Source organism: Mesorhizobium sp. M0833 (genome assembly GCF_040319905.1).
Taxonomy (GTDB): domain Bacteria; phylum Pseudomonadota; class Alphaproteobacteria; order Rhizobiales; family Rhizobiaceae; genus Mesorhizobium.
Genome location: NZ_JAMYOQ010000020.1, coordinates 94689 through 118228 on the forward strand (window position 1 = coordinate 94689; position 23540 = coordinate 118228).

Consider the following 23540-nt stretch of genomic DNA (forward strand, 5'->3'; position numbering starts at 1 on the left):
AGTTCGGATATTATCGCCCCGGCCGGTCCAGCCGCTCCAGGAACCACTGCGTCAGCCGCACCCAGACCTCGTCTTTTTCGCCGGAGTCTTCCCAGCCGTGGTCGAGGTTGGGGTTGTCGTTGACCTCGATGACGAAGACGCCGTCCCTGGTTTCCTTGAGGTCGACGCCATAGAGGCCGTCGCCAATGCAGCGCGCCGCGCTCACCGCCGTCTCGACGACATGGGCCGGCGCTTCCTTCAGGGTGAAGGTCTTGATGCCGCCCTGGTCGGGCTTGCCGTTGGCCTTGTGATTGACGATCTGCCAATGTTTCTTGGCCATCAGATAATGGACGGCAAACAACGGCTGGCCGCCGAGGACGCCGACGCGCCAGTCATATTCCGTCGGAATGAATTTTTGCGCGATCAGGAGGTCGGAATCCTCCAGCCATTCGGTTGCGAGCGTCTTCAGCTCGTCGAAGGTGCCGCATTTCTTGACGCCGCGCGAAAACGAGGAGTCCGGGATCTTCAGCACCAGGGGGAAGCCCAGCGTCTGCGCCGCAAGTTCCAAGTCCGAGGTACCGGCTATCATCACCGTCGGCGGCACCGGTACCTTGTTGTAGGTCATCAGCTCGTTGAGATAGACCTTGTTGGTGCAGCGGATCATCGACAGCGGATCGTCGATGACCGGCATGCCTTCCTGCTGGGCGCGGCGGGCAAAGCGGTAGGTGTGGTTGGAGATCGAAGTGGTCTCGCGGATGAACAGCGCGTCGTAGTTGGCGAGCTTGGCCAGATCCCGTTTGGTGATCGGCTCGATTTCGACGCCCATCTTTTCAGCGATCTTGGCCCAGTGGCGCAGCGACGAAATCTCCGACGGTGGCAGTTCCTCATGCGGGTCGACCAGCGTGGCGAAAGTGTAGCGCGCCGGCGTGCGGCCCTTGGTGTCGCGCCACTCGCGGTTGGTGTAGGTCTCCAGGCACTGGAGAAAGTGCGTTTCCTCGTCCTCGGTCATCCTGGCCAGGGGATGGAAGCCGATCTTGCGGATCGAGGCCCATTCGGCGCTGTCCCTGATGTGGACCTCGAGCGCCGGGGCACGGAACCAGTCGAACAGAAGTTTTGCGAAGCGGTCCCAGATCCTGGATGGTCCGATGCCGAAGAAGATGCAGACCTTCTGGGGAAAAGCGCCACCCAGGTCCTTGCGGCACTTGTTGAGTGCGAGTTCGAGTTCCGGCAACGCGTGCTCATAGAGCTTGCGCTCCGACAGGTCGATCATCGTTTCGACCGTCGGGATGACCTTGTGGCCACGCGAACCTGCAAGCAGCGACGCGTAATAGCCGCGGCTCTGGTAGCCATAATTGTTCGACAGGTTGATGACCTTCGGCCGCTGACCGCGAAACAGTGCCGGATGGGCAAGGTAGTCGCGATTGGTGATGATCTTGTGCGGCGTCGCCACTTGGTCGAGATCGTTCTGCCGGCCGGTAAGGATGACCCAGGTCATTGGCTATCGCGCTTTCCGAGAGTGATGGCGGCGCGCAATCCGTCGCGGCCGAATTGCGCCATGTTCATGAAGATGCCGTAAGGCACGGGAATGTTGGCAGCATCGAGGATCGTCTCCTGCCGCTCGTCCTCGACCCAGGGGTCGTGGATCAGGATATGATCGCCGTCGTCACCGATTGCCAATACCCAGTGCGGAACCTTCTTGCCGAACATCAGGAAGCCGCTGATCAGGACCAGCACCAGTTTTCCCTCTGCGATCGCGGTGCGAATGTCGTCAAGCCCGAATGAACGGTAATTCACCGGGATGCTGTAAAGTTCCGCGCGGCGGCGAAAGTCGACCTGCGCCAGCTCCATGACGCGGCGCTTGTCCTCGCTGCGCACCGACTGCAGGAACAGCGCGCCGTAGAAGGAGACATAGATCTCAGCAGCAAGCCCGCTCTCATAGCCGGCGACGGCAAGCCCGAACGGTTCGCAGCCGCCCGGCCCCGACATCATGAAAACGGTCGTCGCCTCACGCCACAGCCTGATTTCCATCACCGGATCCGGCACGAATCCGGGGCCGAAGTAAGCCATCGCCATCATCAGGCAGCATGGTCCGCAAGTGAATTCGCAAGTTTGCTGATAAAACGGCACTTCGGTGGCCACCGGAATGTCGCCGCGCAAGGTCTTTTCATAGCGCAGCGCCGTGGCGCCATCCTCGTAATAGTCCGGCTCGCGGCCGATCTTGCGGTAGCCGCTCTGCTCGTAGATCTGGATCGCGCGCGGGTTGTCCTCGCGGACTTCCAAACGAAGCATCATGCGGCCGTGCTCGAAAGCGGCGGCCTCGGCCTCTTCCAGCAGCAGCCGGCCAACGCCACGGCCGCCGAAAAATGGACCAACGGCGATCGAATAAAGCCTCGCGACGCCACTGCCCTTGCGAAACAGCACGACTGCGTAGCCGGCGACGCGGCCATCGCTTTCGCCAACCAGCAGCTCGGCGGTGTCGCGTTCGATCAGTTGGCGAAAGGAGCGGCGAGAAATGCGATCGCTCGAGAAAACGGCTTTTTCGATGGCGGCGAGGTCATCGACGTCGGACGCGCGGGCCTTGCGAATCTCGGCAGGCATGCGGGCTCAGAAAACCTCGATTGGGTTGTGGAAAACGGCCCTAGTCTAAACATCGGTCACACCAGCCGAAGTGCCAGCATTCAGCAAGCGCTATCGCACCTCGATTAGGGCCGAATTGTGACAGTTTTGACGGCAGGCAGGTCGCGCAAAGGCTTTGAACGACCTCCGTGTTTAGGCAACGGCGCGGCTCCGGAAGAGCGAGAGCCTGCTCAGCTTTGCAAGCCCGCCAAAAGCTGGCCATAGGCGCTCTTGGCCACTGCGGCCAGTTGCTCGCGCGGCAGCGAGCCGACGACGGCGCAGCCATAACCCTTGTCCAGCCAATAGACGGCCTCAGGACCATCGTCCTCCCCATAGGTGCCCTTGGCCTTGGCTGCCGATTCGGCGGTGACGAAGAGCGATATGCGCTCGCCCTTGACGTCCTCGTAAAGCAGCATCGCGGCCTTGCCCTGGCCGGCGGGCAGCAGCCGGCCACCGACCAGTTGGAATCCTTGCGCCGCCAGATCCGGCGCGACGAGCTTCAGACCCACCTGGTTCGACAACCAACTCTGCAAATGATCCTTGTCGCTTGCCGGCACTTCCACCGCATGCCGCGTTTCGGCGGCATAGATGACGTGGGCGGCGATCGCCTCTTCGGCAAGCTGGTCCTCGGCGGTATTTTCCAGGCCGAGGCGGCCGATGCCGGCAAGGTAGCCGCCAGCACCGCCAATCGCCAGGATGGCGGCAGCGGCGGCCGCAAGCCACCAACGCGAGCGCGACGGCGATACTCTGACCACCGGCGCCTCGCCAAGCACCACCTTGCTCAACCGCACCGGCACGGGTTCGTCCAGCACGCCATTAAAGGCTGCGCGCAACGCTTCCCGGTCGGCGGCGTAGCGTGCGCTCTTGGCCTTCATCTCGGCATTGGCCTCGAGCCATGCCTCATAGGCCGTCCGCTCGTCGCCCGGCAACTCGCCATCGAGAGCCATGTGGATGTCGCGTTCGGAGAAATCGCGCCGGCTCATTTCTCAACGATCCTTATCGAGCGGCGGCGCGCGGTATCATCCAGCAGCGCTCGCAGTTCGTCACGCCCGCGCGCGATGCGCGACATCAAAGTGCCGGCGGGCACTCCAAGGATGTTGGCGGCTTCGGCATAGGAAAACCCTTCGATGGCGACCATCACAAGTGCCGCGCGCCGGTCAGGGCTGATCGCCTGCAGCGCGTCGACGATCTCGCGCGAGGCGATGCTCTCGACCTGCTCGGCGGGTGCTGCCTGCGCCTCGCTTGTCTCGAGCGGCAGCATCGCCGCCTCGCCGCGCCGGTTCACCTTGCGCATCTGGTCGATGAACAAATGGTGCATGATCGTAAACAGCCACCTCCTGGGGCTTTCTCCTGTCTGCCAATTGTCGAGCCGCACAAGCGCCCGCTCGAGACAATCCTGGACGAGATCGTCGGCGGAATCGCGGTCGCGCAACAGCGAGCGTGCATAGCGGCGCAGACGCGGTATTTCACCCAGGATTGCTGCCTTCTTTTCGTCCATGACCGCTGGTTCTGGAGCCCCTGTCCGTGGTGATTGAACGCGCCTTTGCAGCGCGGCGCAAGCGGCCAGCGCGAAGCGGTCCGCCGCCCCGGTCACCCAAGCAACCGAATAACGCTGCCGGTGGCAGGTTTATTCCCGGGTTGCATCCGAAAGTTGAAAGAAATGTGTGGTGACGAATAGCGGCGCGTCGACAAACGTCAGTCTTCCCACATCTCGTCTGTGAATTTCTTCATATCGAAGTCAGGATTGGGCAGGCCGATCCTCACCGCCTCGGCTTGCAGCCTGGCAATCCGGTCGCGAAGCGGCACATTGGTGCGATTGCGTTCGAGTTCGTGCCCAAGCGCGTTCCGCACCGCCTCCGTTTTGCTTGGAGCGTCCGTCTGGCGCTGCAACATAGTCGCTAAAGCATCCACTTCGGGGTCTCGTATATAGAGTGCATTTGATCCTATGTCTCCCTTGCTGCGGGTCAGCGGCCGCAGTACTATCCAATCACACGCACCGCTCTATTTACTATATTTGAAGGCACCGTTAGACCGAGCTTTCTCGCGGTCTGCAAGTTCACCACCAATTCGTGCTGGGACAAAGTCTGAATTGGTATGTCGCGGGGGCTCTTGCCATCAAGAATCTTCTTCGCGCACAGTGCCATGTGATATGTTGCGCTTCGCAAGCTGGTGCCGTAGCAGAACAGACCTCCCGCATCGATCTGCTCCCGCGCGAAGATGGTTGGCAAGCGACGCGCAAGGGCAAGCTCCGCGATTCTTGCGCGGAGTGCTGCAATTATCGGCTCCTCGAGGACGATGAGCGCTTCGACCAGCTCGCGATCCATCGCTGCAAAAGCGCCGTCAAGATCGGGCTGAGGCCCTATAATGCGGAGAACCTGCGGGTTCAGCCCAAATTCTTGTATTGCCCCAGCATTGGAGGCTGACAGGCAATCGGACACCCCCTGATCGCTCAAGATCGCGATGCGGGAGAGCGCTGGTAAGACGGCTCGCAACAACTCGACATGCGTCCGCGCCTGGTTTGGATCGAAGCTGGTTACTCCTGTCATGTTGCCGCCGGGCTTCTCCAGGCTTGCGGCGAGGCCATCACTGACCGGATCGACGACGACAGAATAAACGACGGGGAGCTCCGTTGTCGCCTTTTGGACCGCACGCGCGGTTACCGCCCCGATCACAGCGATAAGGTCGACGTTCAGTCTAACCAGTTCCGTCGCCAGGGTGGGAAGCCTGCCCAAATCACCATTGGCCGATCGCTGCTCAAACCGAATGCTCCGGCCTTCGGCAAATCCCAGTTCTCTCAGCCCCTCCTTGAAGCCTTCGATTGGTCCCCCAGGGCCTGCCGTGATGATGCCGATCGTAGCTATGTCGTTTATTAGCAACGCGCTGTCCTCCAGGCTGGAACCTTCTTGCAGTGGACGACCTAGTTTACCTCCCTCGCCGCCCTTGTCAGTAGCCGCTGATAAAACAGGCCGATGCCGATGAGCACCGCGCCGAGGCCGATGAAGGACAGCGCCCGCAACACGCCTTCCAGTTCCGACATGTCGAAGATGAAGACTTTGAGCACGGCGATCGAGATCAGCGCCGCCGACGCTATGCGCAGCACCTGGGACTTCAGCCAGACACCGGCGGTGAGCAGCACCACGCCGATGACCAGCCACAGTGCCGAATAGGTATAGGTCTCAAGCTGGCCGAGACCGCTCCACAGTCCGATGAACTCACCCTTGAACAGGCGCCTGACCGACAGCGTGGCATAGGCAAAAGCGAGCACCGCCGCCACCACCGCCAGCATCGCCGCATACCATTGCGGCCGCTTGTCACGGCAATAGAGTGCCAGTGCGCCTGCCGCGACCGCCGGCAAGAGGTAGGCGAGGAACAGAAGGTTGAACACCGGAATGCTGCCGGTCGATTCATCCGTCAGCAACGGGTTCAGCGCCAGAAAATGCTGGAGGACGATGAAGGCGACCGAGACCACGCCTGCTGCAATCGAGCCGTAACGCAGCACCTGACTTGGCGAGCGCATGTCGATAGCGACCAGGATGGCACCGGCACCGATGGCGATCAGCGTGTAGATCGCCTGTTCGGCAAGCGTCGCAGCAGCCGTATCGATGACGCCGCCATGCATGGCATGGCGCACCAGCATGGCGACGGTGAGCAGGCAAAACAGCGCCGCGCCGGCCTCCATGGCAAAGCGCGGTCGGCCGTTGGTAGTTCGGGCAAGCTGCCAGGCGGCAAAGCCGAAAGCGAGCGCCGGCACGCCATATCCAAGCAGCAGCCAGTTGAACACCGGCGTCTTCGACAGGAACTCGGCACCGACGATGGTCGGGTCGAAGGCAGCGCGACCAAGCACTGCAATCACCGCACCAACGGAAATCCAGCCAAGCACCGGATAGCTACGCCAGCGCGTCGCCAGCGCCGGCACGGCGGCGGCTGCTCCGAGCAGGATGGTTGTCCAGCCGGAACCAAAGGCCATGTGCAGCATCAGCAGGCCGGCAATCGCCGCGCCGCCGAGCGCGAAGGAGACGGCAGCGCCGCCGGTCAGCGGCGGCGCTTCGCCGCGTGCTATCCACTCGCCGCCGGCGACGAAGACGCCGACCAAAACGGCTGCGACCGCCGCATAAGCAAGGTCACGGTCGAGATTGCCGAAGGTAGACCAGAGCGCCAGCAGGATGACCAGTGGCGCGACAGCGCTCCAGGCCGCCCATGTGGCGGCGCGCAGCCAGCCATAGGCCGCAAAACGGCGCGCTGCCCAAAAGCCGAGGCCGATGAAGACCAGGCCGAGAACGATGCCGACCCTGAGCATCAAGGCATCGGACGCCACAACCGGCATGCCGTCGACGCCAAGAGCGCCGCCCGAAAAATCGGAAGCGATCGTGGTCGGCGGAATGATGCCGAGATAGACCAGTATCGTCGCCAGCCCGGCGGCGTGCAGCAGTGCCAGCGCCCGCGGCCGATAGAGCGCCACCGCCACCAGGGCTGCGACAAGAGCGGCACCCGGCAATGCACCGCGGATGGCGGCGAAGGCCGGATCGACGAACAGGGCCAGCGCCGAAAGCCCGACGAAGGAGCCCGGCGCGATCGACGGCCAATCGAAGCCGCTGCCGGCGACCGTTTCGTCGCGGCGGCCAAGCCAGACGAAGGCGAGCACGGCCAGTGTCACCCCGTCGATAAAAAGGATGACGGAAAGGTTCGTCCCCGGCGCTTCGGTCATGTAGAAGATGGTCCAGATGCCGGTGGCGACGAAGGCAGCGGCCATCAAAGGCCTCCAGTCGCGGATACGGGCGATGACGCCGGTGGCGACGAGCACGATCGCCAGATAGCCGAACAGCGCCCACGGATTGGGCGCCTGCGAGGCGACCAGCAGCGGCGTCACCATGGCACCGAGCAGGCCGACGCCGGCCAGCGCCTGACCGTGGACCAGGCTTGCCGCGATCGTCGCCACCCCGATGGCGCCGAGCAGCGTGAAAGCGAGCGTCGGGCCGATGAAGCCGTAAATGCTGTACGCGGCGTAGACGGTACCGAACAGGATGAAAGCGCCGGCCGCCGTCAGGATTGCCGGGATATAGGCACCGGCGGCACCTTGCACCGGCACCCTGAAGCCGGTGCGCCGGATGAACTCGCCGCCGGCGACCAGCACCAGCCCGAGTGCCGCCGCCATGGCGAGCCGCACGCGCGGCCCGAAAATGCCGGCCTCGATGGTGTAGCGGATCAGGAACAGGCCGCCCAGCGCCAGCGCGATGCCGCCGACCCAGACCGCCCAGCGAGTACCGAGAGCCGTTTCGACGTCGGACTGGCGAGCTGGCTTCGCCGCGGCCGCCGGTAGCGCCGACTCCGGCGCGGATGGCGCCGCGGTATCGGCCTCGGCCTCTGTGGCCGATGCGACCGCTGCGGTCCCTGGCGATGCCAGGTCGGCTGCGGCCGCAAGCGGTATTGCAGCATCCGCCGGTTTGCTGTCGTTTGCTGCCGGTTCTTTGGCTTGCGGCGGCAGCGCAGGCATGCCCGAAAGCACAAGGCTGCGCAAGGCGCCAAGCTCGCGCTCGATCAGGCCGATACGGCTCTGCTGGCGTGAAATGATGACGAACAGCGCGATGATGGCGACGAGGCCAATCAGGCTTTCAAACATGGCGGTTCCCCCAAACCAGGCCAGTTGTCACTGACATTCAATGTTCAGTGACATTCAAATGCGGCGGCCAAACGGCCGGTCCATTCAACGTGCCACCAGATTGGCCGCCGGAAACATCGAGCATGTTTCAGCGCCCAAAGCCAGCAGCTTGCCGTTGACATCCTTCAGCGCCGCTTCCGAAACCGCCAGCGTGCCGCCCTTGTGCCAGGGCCGAGCGGCGAAACGTTGCCGGGATAAGGTTCAACGTCGCTCATCTGGTGGTCTCCCCGGCGGTTTCTGCGGCGCTCGCCTTGCCGGATTCATGGCCGGGTGAATGATGCTTGCGCAAGGCGGCGAGAAACCCGGCGCGGGCGCCGGGAGGCTCGATGCCGCGCGGTTCGTAGACATGGCGGGTCAAAAAGAAGCCGGTCAGCCGGAAGGCGTCCTCGATCGCCGCCGGATCGGCGCGCAGCCCGGAGCCGCGCTGCAGGAAGGCAGGCAGCGCCAGCATCTTGTCGCGCCAGGGCGCGCCCGCCGCCCGCGACACGGCGCGGCCGGATTTCGGCGACACATAGGCAAGATCCTGCCTGGTGCCGGTCGCCGCACACTGGCTGAGATCGAGGCCGAAACCGAGTTCGTCGAGGACCAGCAGCTCGAAGCGGGCCACCAGCTCGCCTGCGGCATCGGCATCGTCGAGATGAGCGATCATCACTGCAAGCGTCTCGTAAAGGCCGCCATGGGCGTCACGCTCGGGCAGAAGACGCAAATGCGCGGCCATCGTCTGCAGGCCGTAGACGGCAACGGCGCTGTCCATCAGCCGGGCGGCGTTCATCTCGATCGCCTCGACCTGGAAGGTGCCGAGATGCTCGTCGAGCCGCGCCCGCCACAACAGGTCGACGCGATTGCCGGGCTGCAAGACCGGCTGCTGTTTGCGCGAACGGCCGCCGCGCACGAGGCCGAGATGGCGGCCATGCACGCGCGTCATCACCTCGAGAATGGCGCTGGTTTCGCCATGCTTGCGGGTGCCCAGAATGATTCCCTCGTCGCGCCATTCCATGACGAGAGCTTGTCACCGGTTGGATGGCGAAATCAAGATGAGCGACTTGTCCGCCGCAAAGCAAAACGGCCCGTAGCGTATCGCTACGGGCCGTTTCTGCGAGATCGTCGTTTGATCAGAACGAGCGCTGGAAGCGGAAGATGCCGCCGATCGCGTCGGCATCGTCGGCTTCCAAATTGTCGTAATAATCGACTTCGGCGGTGATCGTGTAGCCAGGAACGATGGTGTAGGCGACATTGGCCGCAACAGCGAAGTCTTTGTCGTCGGTATAGGAGACCTGGGCGTTCAAGGAGGTCTTCTTGTTGACGGCGTAGCTGCCGCCGCCCCAGACGGCAAAGTTGCCCGCCCAAGGCTTATAGAAGTTCTTCGCGACGTTGTCGCTGCCGTAGCCTGCCATCACGAACGGGGTCAGGTCAGTAATCGGCTTGACGTCGAGGCGAGCTTTTCCGGCCCATTCTTCCGACGTGCTGTTATAGGCGCCGACCGCGGTGATCGCACCCCAGTCGCCCTTGTATTTGACGCCGCGAGGCAGGGTGTATGACGGAGAGACGAACGGGAACGCGGGACGACCGCAGTGTCGGCAGGCGTTCCAACCGGTCTGACTGGCCGGTTCTGCATGAAATATCGGAAATTTCTCAGAACCCGCTCAGGATTTCGCGTAGCGCCGGTGCCAATAAGAAACGGGTCGACCGAGGTGGTCGGCGCATAGCGTCCCGGAATGATTCGGCCGGCTATTCAAGATGCAAGTCGACCGATTGGGCAGCCCGGCGACCTCCCATTGTCATCTGCCCGTGAGAGGCCCGAAATGACTTCTTTCCTGCGCCTGGTGCGGCAGCATCAGTTGGCTGCCTTCTTTTCGTTGGCGCTTGCCCTGACCTGGTTTGCCTTCATCCCATTCTACCTGTCGAATGGCGATAGCATTCCCTGGTTTACCTTCGGCCCGATGGTGTCCGGATTCGTCATCGCCGCCCTTTCCGGAGGCTGGGCTTCGGTCAAGGCCATTCTCGCTTCCATGGTGAAGTGGCGGGTATCTCCGCTATGGTATCTGGTGGCATTCAGCCTGCCATTGGGCACGCAGCTTGCCTCGATCCTGGTCAATCCGCTGTTCGGCTCGGCGACGCCGGCCTGGGGCAACATTCCAGCCGTCACTGAGATACTGCCGATCATCGCGCTCTATGCGGTCTTCAGCGGCCCGCTCGGCGAAGAGCCGGGATGGCGCGGCTTTGCGACACCGCGTCTGTTGACCAAGTATTCGGCGCTGGCCGGAAGCCTGATCCTCGGCGCGATCTGGGCGATCTGGCATTTTCCGCTCGGCCTGGTCGGCGATCTCAGCCTCTACGGCACGATCAACGTCGTGCTGGCGGCAGTGGTGTTCACCTGGCTCTATCAGAACACCGGCAGTGTGCTTCTCGCCATTCTGATGCATGTCACCCATCAGAACAGCGTGCGCTTCCTGGGCAAGGCGTTCATCGACGCCGACCATGTGCAGCAGCAATGGATCGGTGTTGCGATCTGGGCGGTGGCTGCGATCGCGATCGTTGCCGTCTACGGCACCGAGAGCTTCGTCCGCAGGCCGGCAACGCAGCCCGCCCTTGCTGGCGCCGTCTAATTTGCGGCGTCCAAATCCAAAGCGCCGCTTTCGGCGGCGACAGATCTTGACCTAGCCCTCCAGCCGTAGGCCAATACAGGCACGGCTTCAGGGAGCGGGCCGTTTCGATGGCGGGTTCGGCCACTGACCAGGTTTTTCAGTTTGGCGGTTTCACGCTCGATCTGGGCAAAGGTACGCTCGGTCGGGCCGAACAGCCGGTCTTCCTGCGGCCCAAAGCCTACGCATTGCTGACGCATCTCGCCCGCCATATCGGCCGTGTGGTGCCGAAGTCGGAATTGATGGATGCGGTCTGGCCGGGTGTTTTCGTCACCGAGGATTCGCTGACGCAGTCGATTCGCGAGATCCGCAAGGTGCTCGGCGAGGAAACGATACGGACCGTATCGAAGCGCGGCTACATGCTGATCCCTGAAATCGAGCCGGTGCCCGAACCCGGCGCCCAGCCGATCGTGGCGGTGCTCAGATTCCGCAATGACGGCGCCGATCCGGCCGACGAACCGATCGTCGATGGTATTGCCGAAGACATTATCAATGGCCTCGCCCGCTTCGGCACGTTGACGGTGCTGGCGCGCAACTCGAGCTTCTCGTTTGCGTCCTATTCGCCTGGCGAATGGCCTGTCGTGCGTTCGTGCATCGGCGCCAACTATGTCGTCGAGGGCTCGGTGCGGCGGCAGGCAGACAGCATCGTCTGTGCGGTCAATCTCGTTGACGCAGCCAGCGCTTCCCAGCTCTGGGGCGATCGCTACCAGGCCGATTACGCCGGGCTGTCCGCCATCCAGCAGGAGATCGTCGAAAAGATCGTCGGCCGGCTGCTGGTTCGGGTGAACAATGCCGGCCTGCAACGTGCCTCGCGGCAGCCGGTAACCAGCCTCGCCGCCCATGAACTGGTGCTGCGCGGCGTCGCCTTGCTGCGCGATCCGGCGCAAAGCGAACTGAAACAAGCAGCAGCGTTTTTCGAGGCTGCTATCGTCAGGGACCCGGCCTATGGCCTCGCCTACACCTATCTGGCGCTGTCGCATGTGCTTAACAGCGAATTCGGACCCATCAGCGACGCCGTGCTGACGAAGGCCCGCGACCTGGCCGACCGGGGCATCGCATTGTCGCCGGACCAGGCGACGGCACACCGCATCCAGTCGCTGGTGCGGCTCAATATGCGCGACCACGAGGCGGCCGAGCATCATTTACGCATCGCGCTCGAGCTCAATCCGGGCGACGCAGACTGTATCGAGCAGATGGGGCATCTGTTGACGATGCGCGGCCGGCCGCTCGACGCGCTCGCCTGGCTGGCGCGCGCTATCCGCATCAACCCGCTGCATCCTCACTGGTATCAGTACGATCGCGCGCTCGCGCTATACATGCTGGGCGAATACCGCACGGCTGCCGAGGCGCTGGAGCTGGCGACGCGACCGACGCCGTGGATCCGCACCCGGCTTGCCGCCTGTTACGCTCAGTTCGGCGACATGCAGGCGGCAAGGCGCCAGGCTGCGCTGATCAACGCCGACGGCTCCGATTTCTCACCGCTCGACTATGCAAGAACGGGCATCCCGTTCGAAAACGCGTCCGACGCCGAGCATCTTGCCAACGGTGTGTCGTTGGCACTTGGGGACCGCTCAGAATCCTGAGACGACCAACAGACAGCTCGACCGATCGGCCAAATCTTTGGATAGCTCAGTGCGGAAATTCGAGCCCCATCTCGCGGTAGCGCTCGGGATCGTCGCCCCAGTTCTCGCGCACCTTGACGAACAGGAAGAGGTGCACCTTCTGCTCGAGGATGCCTGCGATCTCCATGCGCGCGGCCTGGCCGATGGCGCGGATCGTCTCGCCCTTATGGCCGAGCACGATCTTCTTCTGGCTGTCGCGCTCGACATAGATTGTCTGGTCGATGCGCACCGACCCGTCCTTCTTCTCTTCCCATTTTTCTGTCTCTATGTGGGAGGAATAAGGCAGTTCCTGATGCAGCCTGAGATAGAGCTTTTCGCGGGTGATCTCGGCTGCGAGCTGGCGCATCGGAAGATCGGAGATCTGGTCTTCAGGGTAGTACCAGGGTCCGGCCGGCAGGGTCTCGGCGAGATAGTCGAGCAGGTCCTTGCAGCCGGACCCGGTCAGCGCCGAAACCATGAAGGTGCGCTTGAACGGCACCCTTTCGTTGGCTGCCGCCGACAATGCAAGCAACGTCTCGTGCTTGACCCGATCGACCTTGTTGAGGATCAACACCATCGGCTGCCGGACATCCTTCAGTCGCTCGAGGATGGCATCTGCATCGCCCCGGATGCCGCGCTCGGCATCGATCAAGAGCAGCACGATATCGGCGTCCTTGGCACCGCCCCAGGCTGTGGTCACCATCGCGGTGTCCAGCCGGCGCTTCGGCTTGAATATGCCCGGCGTGTCGACGAAGACGATCTGCGCGTTGTTGTGGGTGGCAATGCCGCGCACGATGGCGCGCGTGGTCTGCACCTTGTGTGTCACGATCGACACCTTGGCGCCGACCAATTGGTTGACCAGCGTCGATTTCCCCGCATTGGGCGCGCCAATCAGCGCGACGAAGCCGGAGCGGGTAGCGGGCGCTTCTGTTGCCGGAGCTTCGGTGGCGGTCATGCGGCACTCCCTTGATCGAGCCAGACCCCTTCCCGCTGCAAAAGTGCCGCGGCTGCAGCCTGCTCCGCTTCGCGCTTGGAGCGCCCGCTGCCGGTCGCCGGCGGATAGGCGCCGACCTTGACACTGACGGTGAACAGCGGATCGTGGTCCGGTCCCTCGCGGCTGTCGATTATGTAAACCGGCACTGCGCCTGCCGCCTGATGCGCCCATTCCTGAAGTTCGGTTTTCGCATCGCGACGGGCGGCGTCAATGGCTTGCGAGCGCGGCTGCCAGTATCTGTGGATGAACGCGCGGGCCGCTTCCAACCCGCCGTCGAGATAGAGCACGGCAATCAGCGATTCCAATGCATCGGCGCGCAGATTGACGCGCTTGCGCCCATCGAGGCCACGTACGTCCGAACCGGCGCGAATGAGTTCCGGCAGGCCGATCTCATCGGCGATTTCCGCCAGGGCCTCGGCGTTGACCAGGGCGTTCAATCTGAGCGACAGCTCACCCTCGGCAGCGTCGGGAAATGCCGCCAGCAGCATATCGGCAACGACAAGGCCGAGAACACGGTCGCCCAGGAATTCGAAACGTTCGTAGTCGACGCCGGCATGACTGCCGCGAGCGCTGGCATGGGTCAGCGCCCGCTGCAGGCGCTGGTGGTCGCCAAAACTGTGGCCGGTGCGCTCCTTGAGCGCCTCGGCGAGCGCATCGGCGGTCAGCCGTTTCGTCGCCGCCATGGTCCTAATTGACGAAATGGAACAGGCGCGAGGCGCGCATCTGCGACGGCCATTTCCAGATTTCGAGCGGGCTGGCGCTGCCGCCGATCGAGAAGAAGATGAGGTTGGCGCGGCCGACCAAATTCTCGTCCGGCACGAAGCCGACAGTGAAGCGGCTGTCCGACGAGTTGTCGCGATTGTCGCCCATCATGAAATAGTGACCGGGCGGCACCTTGAACTCTTTGGTATTGTCGCCGATCGAAGCCTGCGTCAGGTCGAGCGTGTCGTAGCTGACGCCGTTCGGCAGCGTCTCGCGATAGACATCGACCGGCCCGTTCTCCTCGGTGATGTCGCGGTTGTCGATCTGCCCGACCTTGACGCGCGGCACGCCCACGTCGTTGATGAAGAGCTGGCCATCCTTGACCTGGATCTTGTCGCCCGGCAGGCCGACGACGCGCTTGATATAATCGACAGAAGGATCCGGCGGAAACTTGAACACCACCACGTCGCCGCGCTTCGGCTCTGAGCCCCAGATGCGGCCCGAAAAGATGTTCGGCCCGAACGGCAGCGAATAGCGGGAGAAGCCGTAGGACCATTTGGTGACGAAGAGATAATCGCCTTCGAGCAAAGTCGGGCGCATCGAGCCGGACGGGATCGAGAACGGCTGGAACAGGAGCGTGCGGATGACCAGCGCAAGCAGCAGCGCTTGGACGATGACGCTGACGGTTTCGCCAAGTCCACCGGATTTCTTCTGGGTTTTTTCAGCCACGCTCATGTCGTCCTCGATTGTGCGTTGGATGGTATAGAGTCTCGGCGCGCGCTGGGCAACGTCATGCCGGTGGTCAGATGCAATCAATGTGGCGCTTCTTCGACCGGCAACGCTTCAATGATCACAAAGGCTTGAGCGAGCGGAAAATCATCGGTTATGGTGAGGTGGATCACGGCTCGGTGCCTTTCAGGCAGGATTTCGTTCAGCCGCGCTGCCGCCCCGTTGGTGAGCGCCATGGTCGGCTTGCCGCTGGCCAGGTTGACGACCCCCATGTCACGCCAGAACACACCCTGCGCAAGACCGGTGCCCAACGCCTTGGCGCAGGCCTCCTTGGCGGCGAAACGCTTGGCGTAGGAGGCCGCACGCGCCGCGCGGTTTTCGGAGCGCGCCTGTTCGATCTCGGTGTAGATGCGTTGGATGAAGCGCTGACCGTGACGTTCCAACGACTTCTCGATGCGTCTGATGTCGATGAGATCGCTGCCGATACCGATTATCATTCGGCGGGAACTTCCGGCCCGGTTTTTCCAGCCTTTGCCGCTCTTTCGGCCAGACGCTTGCGGCGCTGCTCCTGGAAAGTGACCATGCCCCAGCGGGTGATGCCGTAAAACAGCAGGCCGAAAACCAGGCCGAGCGGTATTGCGCCAACCGTCATCGGCTTCAGCACCGGTCCCCACAATTGCGCGAAGGAAAGATTGTGCAGCATGTCGCCGAGATGGGCGGGTGGGCCGTGTGCCGGCAGGTGTTCATGCAGGATCAGCTTGCCGACCTCCCAGGAGGCGGCCCATAGCAGCGGAAAGGTAAGGGGGTTGCCGAAGACCGTGCCGAGTGCTGCGGCAACCAGATTGCCGGCGATCAGCCAGCACAAGATGGCCGCAATGATGAAGTGGAAGCCAAGCGGGAAAAACGACGCGAATACGCCCGCCGCAACACCGGCGGCCACGGCATGCGGCGTGGCTCTAAGCCGCAGGATGCGCTTGGAAAAATACCGCAGCGAGCGCGAGAACGAGCGGCGCGGCCACAAATAAGTACGCACCCGCTCTAAGAAACCATCAGGCTTGCGCCGTCGAAAAAGCACGCTGTTCCTGTTCCTAGTTCCGTCAATAACTTCACGCCGGCTTCTCCAGCCGGGCGCGACAGCCCCATGCTGCGCTCTACGGTCGCCGAAAAGCAACTACGACTTTGATATAGCGATGCGCTGGCCGAAGAACAACGAGGCCGAGGGCATCCGCTCGGTGGCCGGTCGCGCCAGCCTTGGGTATCGCCGTTCTGAACAGGGCATGATCGCGGCGAATTTAAGGAGCGCCACTTAGGGTCGATATTCGCTGACCTCGACGAGGTTGCCGTCCGGGTCACGAAAATAGACCGACATCATCGCGCCACGAGCGCCGGCACGCTCGACCGGGCCGACCTCTATCACCACGCCATTGGCGGCGAGGTTGGCACATATCTCGGCGAGCGGCCGGGCGGCAATCAAGCAGAAATCTCCGGAGCCCGGCGTCGGCGCCTTGGCCTTCGGCTCGAAGGTGTGCCCGACCTCATGCACATTGATCTTTTGCGTTCCAAACAGCAGCGCCGTCGGCCGGTCCGGCTCGTCGAGGCGCTTGAAGCCAAGCACGCGCTGATAGAAGGCGCAGGTGTCTTCAACGGAGCGAACCGTCAGCACGAAATGGTCGATACCAGCAATCACGGCAGCGCCTCTTGACTTGTTTTATGCATTTCTTTGTCCCAAAACCGCTGCACATGCTCGGTTCAAGCCCGAGGATAAGCTTTGGGCGACATGCATTAGATATTGCGGCTGCCCGGCTTGATCGCCGGTATGGCGGCGAGTTCGGGCGGCAGCCTGTCGGCCGGATAGGCCGGAACCTCGTATTCGGCGAGCGCGATCAGCGGCACGCCGACATCGCTCTTACCGGCCGAGCGGTCAATGATGCACGCAGCGGCAACGACATCGGCGCCAAGTGCGCGCAGACAGTCGATGGTCTCGCGGATCGACAGGCCGGTGGTGACGATGTCCTCGACAATGACGACGCGCGATCCCTTGGCGATCTCGAAGCGGCGCAGCCTGAATTCGCCCCCTTCCCGCTCGACCCAGATCGCCGGCACACCAAGATGGCGCGAGGTCTCATAGGCCGGGATCAGCCCGCCGATCGCCGGGCCGACGACGTAGTCGATCCTGCCGCGCACGCCAGTGCGGATCTTTTCGGCGAGCGCCTTGCACAAGCGCTCGGTCTTGTCGGCATGCATGAAAACGCGCGCCTTCTGCAGGAAGACCGGGCTGCGCAGGCCGGACGTCAGGATGAAATGCCCTTCAAGAACGGCGCCGGCCTCGCGGAAAATGCCCAGCACTTCGTCGGTGTTCATCTTCTGCCTCTTCCAACAAAGTTGGTGGTCTAGCCGTTGACGCGTCGCGCGTCGCTGACGCTCGAATTGTCCTTTAGCTGCGACAGCAGCCGGTTCAAGTGCTTGAGGTCCCACACTTCGAGATCGATCAGCATTTCGGTGAAATCGGGCGCGGTGCGCACCATCGACAAAGTGTGGATGTTGGCATCGTTGGATGCGACGACTTGCGCAATGTCGGCTAGCGAACCCGGCGCGTTGATGGCGGTGACCGAGACGCGCGCCGGGAACCGCTCCTTGGTGCGCTCGTCAATATCCCAGCGCACGTCGATCCAGCGCTCGGGCTGGTCGTCAAAGGCCTGCAACGCCGGCGACTGGATCGGATAGATGGTGATACCGGTTCCCGGCTGCACGATGCCGACGATGCGATCGCCTGGCACTGCCCCTTCCGGCGCGAAGCGCACCGGCAAATCGCCGCGCACACCGCGGATCGGCACCGCATCGTCGCGCGGCTGGTTTTTATCCTTGCGCGCGGCGCGGCCCGGAATCTGGAACAGCATGCCGGCGGCGTTGCGGATCTTCGACCAGCCCTCCTCGCGCTGCTTGGGCGCGACCAGCGTGACGCGCTCGTCCTTGTAGTCGGGAAACACCGCCTTCATGACATCGGTGGAGGCAACTTCGCCTCGGCCGACCGCGGCCAGCACATCCTCGATGTCCTTGCGCGCGAGGCGGTGCAGCACCGGCTTCAGGCTTTCCTTGGTGAAGGTCTTGCCGGACCGTTCGAAGGCGCGCTCCAGAATGCGGATACCGAGACCTGAATATTGCTTTCGAATAGCGTTCTTGGTGGCGCGGCGGATGGCCGACCGCGCCTTGCCGGTAACCACCACCGATTCCCACGCCGCCGGCGGTACCTGCGCCTTCGAGCGGATGATCTCGACCTCGTCGCCGTTCTTCAGCTCCGTCATCAGCGGCATGATGCGGCCATTGACCTTGGCGCCGACGCAAGTGTCGCCGACATCGGTGTGGACGGCATAGGCAAAGTCGATCGGCGTGGCGCCGCGCGGCAGCGCGATCAGCATGCCCTTCGGCGTAAAGCAGAACACCTGGTCCTGGAACAGTTCCAGCTTGGTGTTTTCGAGAAAGTCCTCGGGGTTGTCGCCTTCGGCAAGCTGCTCGATGGTGCGCCGCAGCCAGGCATAGGCATTGGTTTCCTTCGAGATCGCATGGGCGGCACCATTCATCTTGCCGCCGGTATCCTTATAGATCGAATGAGCGGCGACACCGTATTCGGCGATCTTGTTCATCTGGTAGGTGCGGATCTGCAATTCGACGCGCTGGCGCGACGGGCCGACGATGGTGGTGTGGATCGAGCGGTAGTCGTTCTGCTTCGGCGTGGAGATGTAATCCTTGAAGCGGCCGGGCACCATCGACCAGGTGGTGTGAATGGCGCCGAGCGCCCGATAGCAGTCCTCGACCGTTTCGACGACGACGCGAAAGCCGAAGATGTCGGACAGCTGCTCGAAGGACAACGCCTTCGCTTCCATCTTGCGGAACACCGACCACGGCTTCTTCTGCCGGCTCTTGACCTCGGCCTTGATCGAATATTTGTCGAACAGCGTGGAGAGCGCCTTCTCGATCTCGGACAGCACACCCTTGTTGCGCTCGAAGATTTCGGCCAGCCGTGCGGTGACGGCGCGGTAGGCTTCCGGATTGATGAAGCGGAAGGCGATCTCCTCGAGCTCCTCGCGCATGCCTTGCATGCCCATGCGCCCGGCCAGCGGCGCATAGATGTCCATCGTTTCCTCGGCGATGCGCAGGCGCTTGGCTTCCGGCACATGGTCGAGCGTGCGCATGTTGTGCAAGCGGTCGGCGAGCTTGACCAGCAGCACGCGAACGTCTTCCGAGATCGCCAGCAACAGCTTGCGCAGGTTCTCCGCCTGCTCGGCCTTTTTGGAGACGAGGTCGAGCTTCTTCAGCTTGGTCAAGCCTTCGACCAGCTTGCCCATTTCCGGGCCGAATAATTCGTCGATCTCGGCCCTGGTCGCCGTGGTGTCCTCGATCGTGTCATGCAGCAAGGCAACGGCGATCGTCGCCTCGTCCATATGCATTTCGGTAAGGATGGCGGCGACTTCGAGCGGATGCGAGAAATAGGGATCGCCGGAAGCGCGCTTCTGGTGGCCATGCTTCTGCATGGCGTAGACATAGGCCTTGTTGAGCAGCGCCTCGTTGACGTCAGGCTTGTAGCGCTGGACGCGCTCGACAAGCTCATACTGACGCATCATGGGCGGGATCTCGCAATGCTGAAATGAATCATGCGCCGCACTGGCGTACGGCGCATGTCATAGATAGCCACGAAACCGCCGACGCGAAAGTGTCGGCAGTTGTCGCTAAGATCAATAATCGTCGCTTTTTTCCGGCGGCACCAGACCTTCGATGCCGGCCAACAGGTCTTCTTCGGTCATGCGATCGAAGGTGACGTTGTCCTCGGCGTCGTCGGCATCGGTGGCCGCAACGGCGCTGCCAGTCTGGTCGGCAATCGCCTCGCCATCGGCTTCCGGCTCATCGACCTCGACATGCTTCTGCAGCGAATGGATGAGATCTTCCTTGAGGTCGTCCGGCGACAGCGTCTCTTCGGCGATTTCACGGAGCGCAACGACCGGGTTCTTGTCGTTGTCGCGCGGTACGGTGATCTGCGCGCCCTGGCTGATCTGACGGGCGCGGTGGCCGGCCAGGAGCACCAGCTCGAAGCGGTTGTCGACCTTGTCGATGCAATCTTCAACGGTTACGCGGGCCATGAGTTGCCCCTTTCATGCCTGGATTTGATGGAAAACAGGCGCGGTCCATAACCCGAACGCCGCCAAAATACAAGCTTTTATGGCGGTGCGCAGCTCTGACGCAGGCCGCCTGCGACGACACAGCGCCGATCACAATTGCTTGCAGTGCGGCATGGCGCCTTGGATTGCCGTAAAACTGGCGTTATCTCGAACAATGAAGGCCAACAGGTCTATTATCAGACCGGCCGATAGTCGCCACGCATTTAGACGACCGCTTATTTCGAAAAAGGACATTTTCCATGTTCGATCCTCGTGAAAAAATCGCTCTCTTTATCGACGGTGCAAATCTCTACGCGACCTCGCGCGCGCTGGGCTTTGACATCGACTACCGCAAACTTTTGTCGAGCTTCCAGAAACGCGGCTATCTGCTGCGCGCCTATTACTACACCGCGCTGGTCGAGGATCAGGAATACTCCTCGATACGTCCGCTGATCGACTGGCTCGATTATAACGGCTTCAAGGTGGTGACCAAGCCGGCCAAGGAATTCACCGACTCGACCGGCCGGCGCAAGATCAAGGGCAATATGGATATCGAGCTGACCGTCGATGCGCTGGAGCTTGCCGACGTCGTCGACCATTATGTCATCTTCTCAGGCGACGGCGATTTCCGTACGCTGGTCGAGGCGCTGCAGCGGCGCGGGCGCAAGGTGTCGATCGTCTCGACGATGGCTTCGCAGCCGCCGATGATCTCCGACGATCTGCGCCGCCAGGCCGACCATTTCATTGACCTGATGACACTCAAGAACGAAGTCGGCCGCGATCCGTCGGAGCGGCCGGTGCGTCGGCCCGAACCGGCCGAAGTCGACGAGGAAGACTATTGACGGTCGTTGCCTTGACCGCGCCCCTGGTCGCCTCGCCCGAACCCGATCGCGATTGCCCGCTCTGTCCGCGGCTGCACGACTTCATCGCCGAGTGGCGGCGGCGCGAACCGCCCTGGTTCAACGCGCCGGTGCCGACCTTTTTGCCGCCGGAAGGCGAGGATGCGGTGCGCTTGCTGATCGTCGGCCTGGCGCCTGGCCTGCGCGGGGCGAACCGGACGGGGCGCCCCTTCACCGGCGATTTTGCCGGCGACCTGCTCTACAACACGCTGATCGCGCACGGCTTTGCGCGCGGCGAATTCAAAGCGCGACCAGATGACGGGCTGGAGCTTGTCGGTACGGCGATTACCAATGCGGTGCGCTGCGTGCCGCCGGATAACAAGCCGGTTGGCGCCGAGATAGCGACCTGCCGGACGTTCCTGGTGCCGACGATCGCGCGGTTTCCAAATCTGCGCGCTGTGCTGGCACTGGGCTCGATCGCGCACCAGTCGACCGTGCGGGCGCTCGGCCAGCGCGTCGCCGCCTATCCGTTCCGGCATGGTGGGCAGCAGCAGGCCAATGGCATCACGCTGTTTTCCAGCTATCATTGCTCGCGCTACAACACCAATACCGGCGTGTTGACGGAAGCGATGTTTGTCGACGTCTTCAGTGAGATAGAAGCTTTTCTGAAGACATAGAGTCGGACGACGCCCGCCAGGGCACGAGCCCTAGATTCGGGCGATCGCGAACAACCAGGCCAGGAGATCCAGCAACCACAGAAACAATGCGAGCTGCAGCGCGACGCGCAGGCGTTGGATGATCCGCCAATTGCTGGCCATGTCGGATTTGATGCGCAGCGCAAGCGCTCGGTGCATCCCGTCCAGGGTTGCGGGAGGGTGCTGATCGACGAAGTCGTGGAGCAGCTTCTCTGGATCGAAACGGAACGTATAGTTATAATACGGCCACACCATAATCGCGACCAGCAGTCCGATGAGAAAAAGCAATGTCAGTGCCAGCCAGTCCCAAGGCCCTACGCCATCCAGGAGCGCCCTGCCTCCAAGGAGAGAACTCGCGAACGCAGTTGCAAAAATCAGATTGCCGGCGCGCGTATTGAGACTTTCAGCCACGCCCTGCTGGTGTTGGAGGCCACGCACTGCCTCCGCGTAGACAAATGCCAGGCGGGGATCGCCGCCGTCCGTCGCAGCAGGCGGGGCGTTGCTGTCATTGGTTGATGAAGGGCGCTCCGGCATCAAATGTACTTAGCACAGCGCCACCTGCGATATGAATTGGCGAAGGCTTCGTCGTTCCCGTCATCGCGCCACTGAGGGTGCTTTCGGGCGGACAGGAATAGCATCAATCCGATGCCGTCGCTTCAGGCTCTGCGGCAAACAACGCGGCCAGCGTCGCCGGCCCGCCTTGGAGAACATTCAGGTCGACGTCGCCGCTGATCCCGTCGACGCGGCCCCGGTTGTGGTACTGCCAGTAAATCCAGTGGTCATGGCCTGGCCGCAGCGCCAGCGAACGCAGCCAGCGCGGGCGGCCGGCTACCTGCCCGGCATAGGCTTGCGCGGCCTCGTCGGTCACATAGAGGATCGCCGTCTTGCCGAACGCTGCTTCGACCGGGCCGAGGAAGGCTGAGAGTTCGGCGCTCAGCTGTTCGGGAGTTGGCCGCTGCGGGCAATTGCCGCCGAACTCGATGTCTACCACCGGCGGCAGCAAAGGCTGATCGCGCGGCACCACCGAGATGAAGTTGCGTGCCTGATCGGCACCGGGCCTGCAGAAGGTGAAAAAGTGATAGGCGCCGACGGCAAGGCCGGCGGCGCGGGCCGCACGCAAATTGCCCGCGAAGGCATCATCGACATGGTCGCCGCCTTCAGTTGCTTTGATAACGGCGAAGGCGACATCGTCGGCGGCAACACGCCGCCAGTCGATCTGCCGCTGATGGTGGGAAACGTCGATGCCCCTGACCGGATATTTGCCGCGATCCGGAGAAAACGGTTGGAAATAGAAATAACCGCCGGCCGCGACGAGGCACGCCAGGACCAGGCTGGCCGCACCCCAAAGGACAATCCGGTTCTTCAACAGAGCGCCCCAGACTAGGTCAAAACCAATCACCGCGAACGACCAGGGTCGACTTCCCTCGGCCATTCATGGCACGAAGTGACGGCTCGGAAAGCAGGCCTTGCAGGTGGCCGTCGTCTTGGATCATTACTGTCTTGGGCGCAGCCAACGCGGGCAGGAAACCGGTTCCAAGAGTGCCGAGCGCCTGGGCAGGCCACGCTCAATAATGCGCGTAGCCGCTCAATGGGCATTTCTGGGAAATGGGAACCTGGAAGGTGCCGTCAACACCGTTGCAGTTACGGAACTTAAGCGTCCACGGCGCCGGGGTAGCCGCCTTTGGCTTGCCCTCGATGACTACCGGGACTCCGGAACCCTGCGCGTAGCCGCTCAACGGGCATTGCTGGGAAGCGGGAATCTGGAAGGGGCCGTCAAAACTTTTGCAGGTACGGAATTTGGAGTTCAGCGGCGCCGGGGTAGACGCCTTTGGCTTGCCCTCTATGACTACCGGGACTCCGGAACCCTGCGCGTAGCCGCTCAACGGGCATTGCTGGGAAGCGGGAATCTGGAAGGGGCCGTCAAAACTTTTGCAGGT

25 protein-coding genes are annotated in these 23540 nt (G+C 62.6%); 4 read left to right on the forward strand and 21 right to left on the reverse strand.

Features of this window, described 5'->3' with window-relative positions:
* Positions 1 to 10: 10 nt before the first annotated feature.
* The 9 genes from NKH98_RS22100 to NKH98_RS22140 all read right to left on the reverse strand — a co-directional run bounded on the left by NKH98_RS22100 (position 11) and on the right by NKH98_RS22140 (position 9873).
* On the reverse strand, positions 11 to 1474 hold the full coding sequence (locus NKH98_RS22100; RefSeq protein WP_352508512.1) for a RimK family ATP-grasp domain-containing protein: 1464 nt from the start codon (positions 1472 to 1474) through the stop codon (positions 11 to 13).
* Positions 1471 to 2577 carry a peptidase C39 family protein gene (locus tag NKH98_RS22105; RefSeq protein ID WP_254820202.1) on the reverse strand — a complete coding sequence of 369 codons (1107 nt, stop codon included), beginning with the start codon at positions 2575 to 2577 and terminating at the stop codon, positions 1471 to 1473. The genes NKH98_RS22100 and NKH98_RS22105 overlap by 4 nt, the downstream gene beginning before the upstream one ends.
* Positions 2578 to 2786: 209 nt before the next feature.
* Complete coding sequence (locus NKH98_RS22110) at positions 2787 to 3578, reverse strand: anti-sigma factor family protein (protein WP_352508511.1); 792 nt, start codon at positions 3576 to 3578, stop codon at positions 2787 to 2789.
* On the reverse strand, positions 3575 to 4093 hold the full coding sequence (locus NKH98_RS22115; protein WP_254820200.1) for a sigma-70 family RNA polymerase sigma factor: 519 nt from the start codon (positions 4091 to 4093) through the stop codon (positions 3575 to 3577). The genes NKH98_RS22110 and NKH98_RS22115 overlap by 4 nt, the downstream gene beginning before the upstream one ends.
* 197 nt (positions 4094 to 4290) lie before the next feature.
* On the reverse strand, positions 4291 to 4542 hold the full coding sequence (locus NKH98_RS22120; protein ID WP_352901683.1) for a type II toxin-antitoxin system VapB family antitoxin: 252 nt from the start codon (positions 4540 to 4542) through the stop codon (positions 4291 to 4293).
* Between the two features lie 32 nt (positions 4543 to 4574).
* A complete protein-coding gene (locus tag NKH98_RS22125) occupies positions 4575 to 5471 on the reverse strand; it encodes an ABC transporter substrate-binding protein (RefSeq protein ID WP_352901648.1) in 897 nt (298 codons plus the stop codon).
* A gap of 41 nt (positions 5472 to 5512) precedes the next feature.
* Positions 5513 to 8212, reverse strand: coding sequence for a DUF2339 domain-containing protein (locus NKH98_RS22130; RefSeq protein WP_352901651.1), 2700 nt, complete (start codon positions 8210 to 8212; stop codon positions 5513 to 5515).
* Between the two features lie 250 nt (positions 8213 to 8462).
* Positions 8463 to 9248 (reverse strand): DNA repair protein RecO, encoded by a 786-nt coding sequence (gene recO / locus NKH98_RS22135; RefSeq protein WP_254820197.1) that lies wholly within the window; start codon positions 9246 to 9248, stop codon positions 8463 to 8465.
* 115 nt (positions 9249 to 9363) lie between these two features.
* Positions 9364 to 9873, reverse strand: a complete 510-nt coding sequence (locus NKH98_RS22140; RefSeq protein ID WP_352901686.1) for a porin — start codon at positions 9871 to 9873, stop codon at positions 9364 to 9366.
* A gap of 180 nt (positions 9874 to 10053) precedes the next feature.
* Between NKH98_RS22140 and NKH98_RS22145 the strand changes: the two genes are divergently transcribed.
* Positions 10054 to 10857: a CPBP family intramembrane glutamic endopeptidase gene (locus tag NKH98_RS22145; RefSeq protein WP_352901654.1), complete on the forward strand. Its 804-nt coding sequence runs from the start codon at positions 10054 to 10056 to the stop codon at positions 10855 to 10857.
* Between the two features lie 107 nt (positions 10858 to 10964).
* On the forward strand, positions 10965 to 12476 hold the full coding sequence (locus tag NKH98_RS22150; protein WP_352901657.1) for a winged helix-turn-helix domain-containing tetratricopeptide repeat protein: 1512 nt from the start codon (positions 10965 to 10967) through the stop codon (positions 12474 to 12476).
* A gap of 46 nt (positions 12477 to 12522) precedes the next feature.
* Here the strand turns inward: NKH98_RS22150 and era are convergent, their stop codons facing one another.
* From era to rpoZ, 9 genes are all read right to left on the reverse strand, one after another.
* Positions 12523 to 13449: a GTPase Era gene (era, locus tag NKH98_RS22155; protein WP_023677765.1), complete on the reverse strand. Its 927-nt coding sequence runs from the start codon at positions 13447 to 13449 to the stop codon at positions 12523 to 12525.
* Positions 13446 to 14171 (reverse strand): ribonuclease III, encoded by a 726-nt coding sequence (gene rnc, locus NKH98_RS22160; protein WP_352802396.1) that lies wholly within the window; start codon positions 14169 to 14171, stop codon positions 13446 to 13448. The genes era and rnc overlap by 4 nt, the downstream gene beginning before the upstream one ends.
* 4 nt (positions 14172 to 14175) lie before the next feature.
* Positions 14176 to 14925 (reverse strand): signal peptidase I, encoded by a 750-nt coding sequence (gene lepB, locus NKH98_RS22165; protein ID WP_352508500.1) that lies wholly within the window; start codon positions 14923 to 14925, stop codon positions 14176 to 14178.
* A 77-nt stretch (positions 14926 to 15002) separates the two neighbouring features.
* Positions 15003 to 15416 carry a holo-ACP synthase gene (gene acpS, locus NKH98_RS22170; protein WP_352901659.1) on the reverse strand — a complete coding sequence of 138 codons (414 nt, stop codon included), beginning with the start codon at positions 15414 to 15416 and terminating at the stop codon, positions 15003 to 15005.
* Complete coding sequence (locus NKH98_RS22175) at positions 15413 to 15994, reverse strand: DUF2062 domain-containing protein (protein WP_254820192.1); 582 nt, start codon at positions 15992 to 15994, stop codon at positions 15413 to 15415. Before NKH98_RS22175 ends, acpS begins: the two co-directional genes overlap by 4 nt.
* Before the next feature lie 231 nt (positions 15995 to 16225).
* Positions 16226 to 16606 carry a VOC family protein gene (locus NKH98_RS22180; protein ID WP_352480324.1) on the reverse strand — a complete coding sequence of 127 codons (381 nt, stop codon included), beginning with the start codon at positions 16604 to 16606 and terminating at the stop codon, positions 16226 to 16228.
* A gap of 95 nt (positions 16607 to 16701) precedes the next feature.
* Complete coding sequence (gene pyrE / locus NKH98_RS22185; protein WP_352901662.1) at positions 16702 to 17280, reverse strand: orotate phosphoribosyltransferase; 579 nt, start codon at positions 17278 to 17280, stop codon at positions 16702 to 16704.
* Between the two features lie 29 nt (positions 17281 to 17309).
* Entirely contained in the window at positions 17310 to 19538 is a 2229-nt protein-coding gene (locus NKH98_RS22190) for a RelA/SpoT family protein (RefSeq protein WP_352647306.1), read from the reverse strand.
* Positions 19539 to 19649: 111 nt separating this feature from the next.
* Positions 19650 to 20051, reverse strand: a complete 402-nt coding sequence (gene rpoZ, locus NKH98_RS22195; RefSeq protein ID WP_023677773.1) for a DNA-directed RNA polymerase subunit omega — start codon at positions 20049 to 20051, stop codon at positions 19650 to 19652.
* A 278-nt stretch (positions 20052 to 20329) separates the two neighbouring features.
* Here rpoZ and NKH98_RS22200 point away from each other — a divergent pair, with 278 nt between their 5' ends.
* On the forward strand, positions 20330 to 20911 hold the full coding sequence (locus NKH98_RS22200; RefSeq protein WP_292657898.1) for a LabA-like NYN domain-containing protein: 582 nt from the start codon (positions 20330 to 20332) through the stop codon (positions 20909 to 20911).
* Positions 20908 to 21585 carry a uracil-DNA glycosylase gene (locus NKH98_RS22205; protein WP_502894291.1) on the forward strand — a complete coding sequence of 226 codons (678 nt, stop codon included), beginning with the start codon at positions 20908 to 20910 and terminating at the stop codon, positions 21583 to 21585. The genes NKH98_RS22200 and NKH98_RS22205 overlap by 4 nt, the downstream gene beginning before the upstream one ends.
* A gap of 30 nt (positions 21586 to 21615) precedes the next feature.
* Here the strand turns inward: NKH98_RS22205 and NKH98_RS22210 are convergent, their stop codons facing one another.
* The 3 genes from NKH98_RS22210 to NKH98_RS22220 all read right to left on the reverse strand — a co-directional run.
* Positions 21616 to 22137 carry a hypothetical protein gene (locus NKH98_RS22210; protein WP_352901665.1) on the reverse strand — a complete coding sequence of 174 codons (522 nt, stop codon included), beginning with the start codon at positions 22135 to 22137 and terminating at the stop codon, positions 21616 to 21618.
* 103 nt (positions 22138 to 22240) lie between these two features.
* Complete coding sequence (locus NKH98_RS22215) at positions 22241 to 22969, reverse strand: GH25 family lysozyme (RefSeq protein ID WP_352901668.1); 729 nt, start codon at positions 22967 to 22969, stop codon at positions 22241 to 22243.
* A 199-nt stretch (positions 22970 to 23168) separates the two neighbouring features.
* A partial coding sequence (locus NKH98_RS22220; protein ID WP_352901671.1) for a hypothetical protein occupies positions 23169 to 23540 on the reverse strand: 372 nt, incomplete at its 5' end.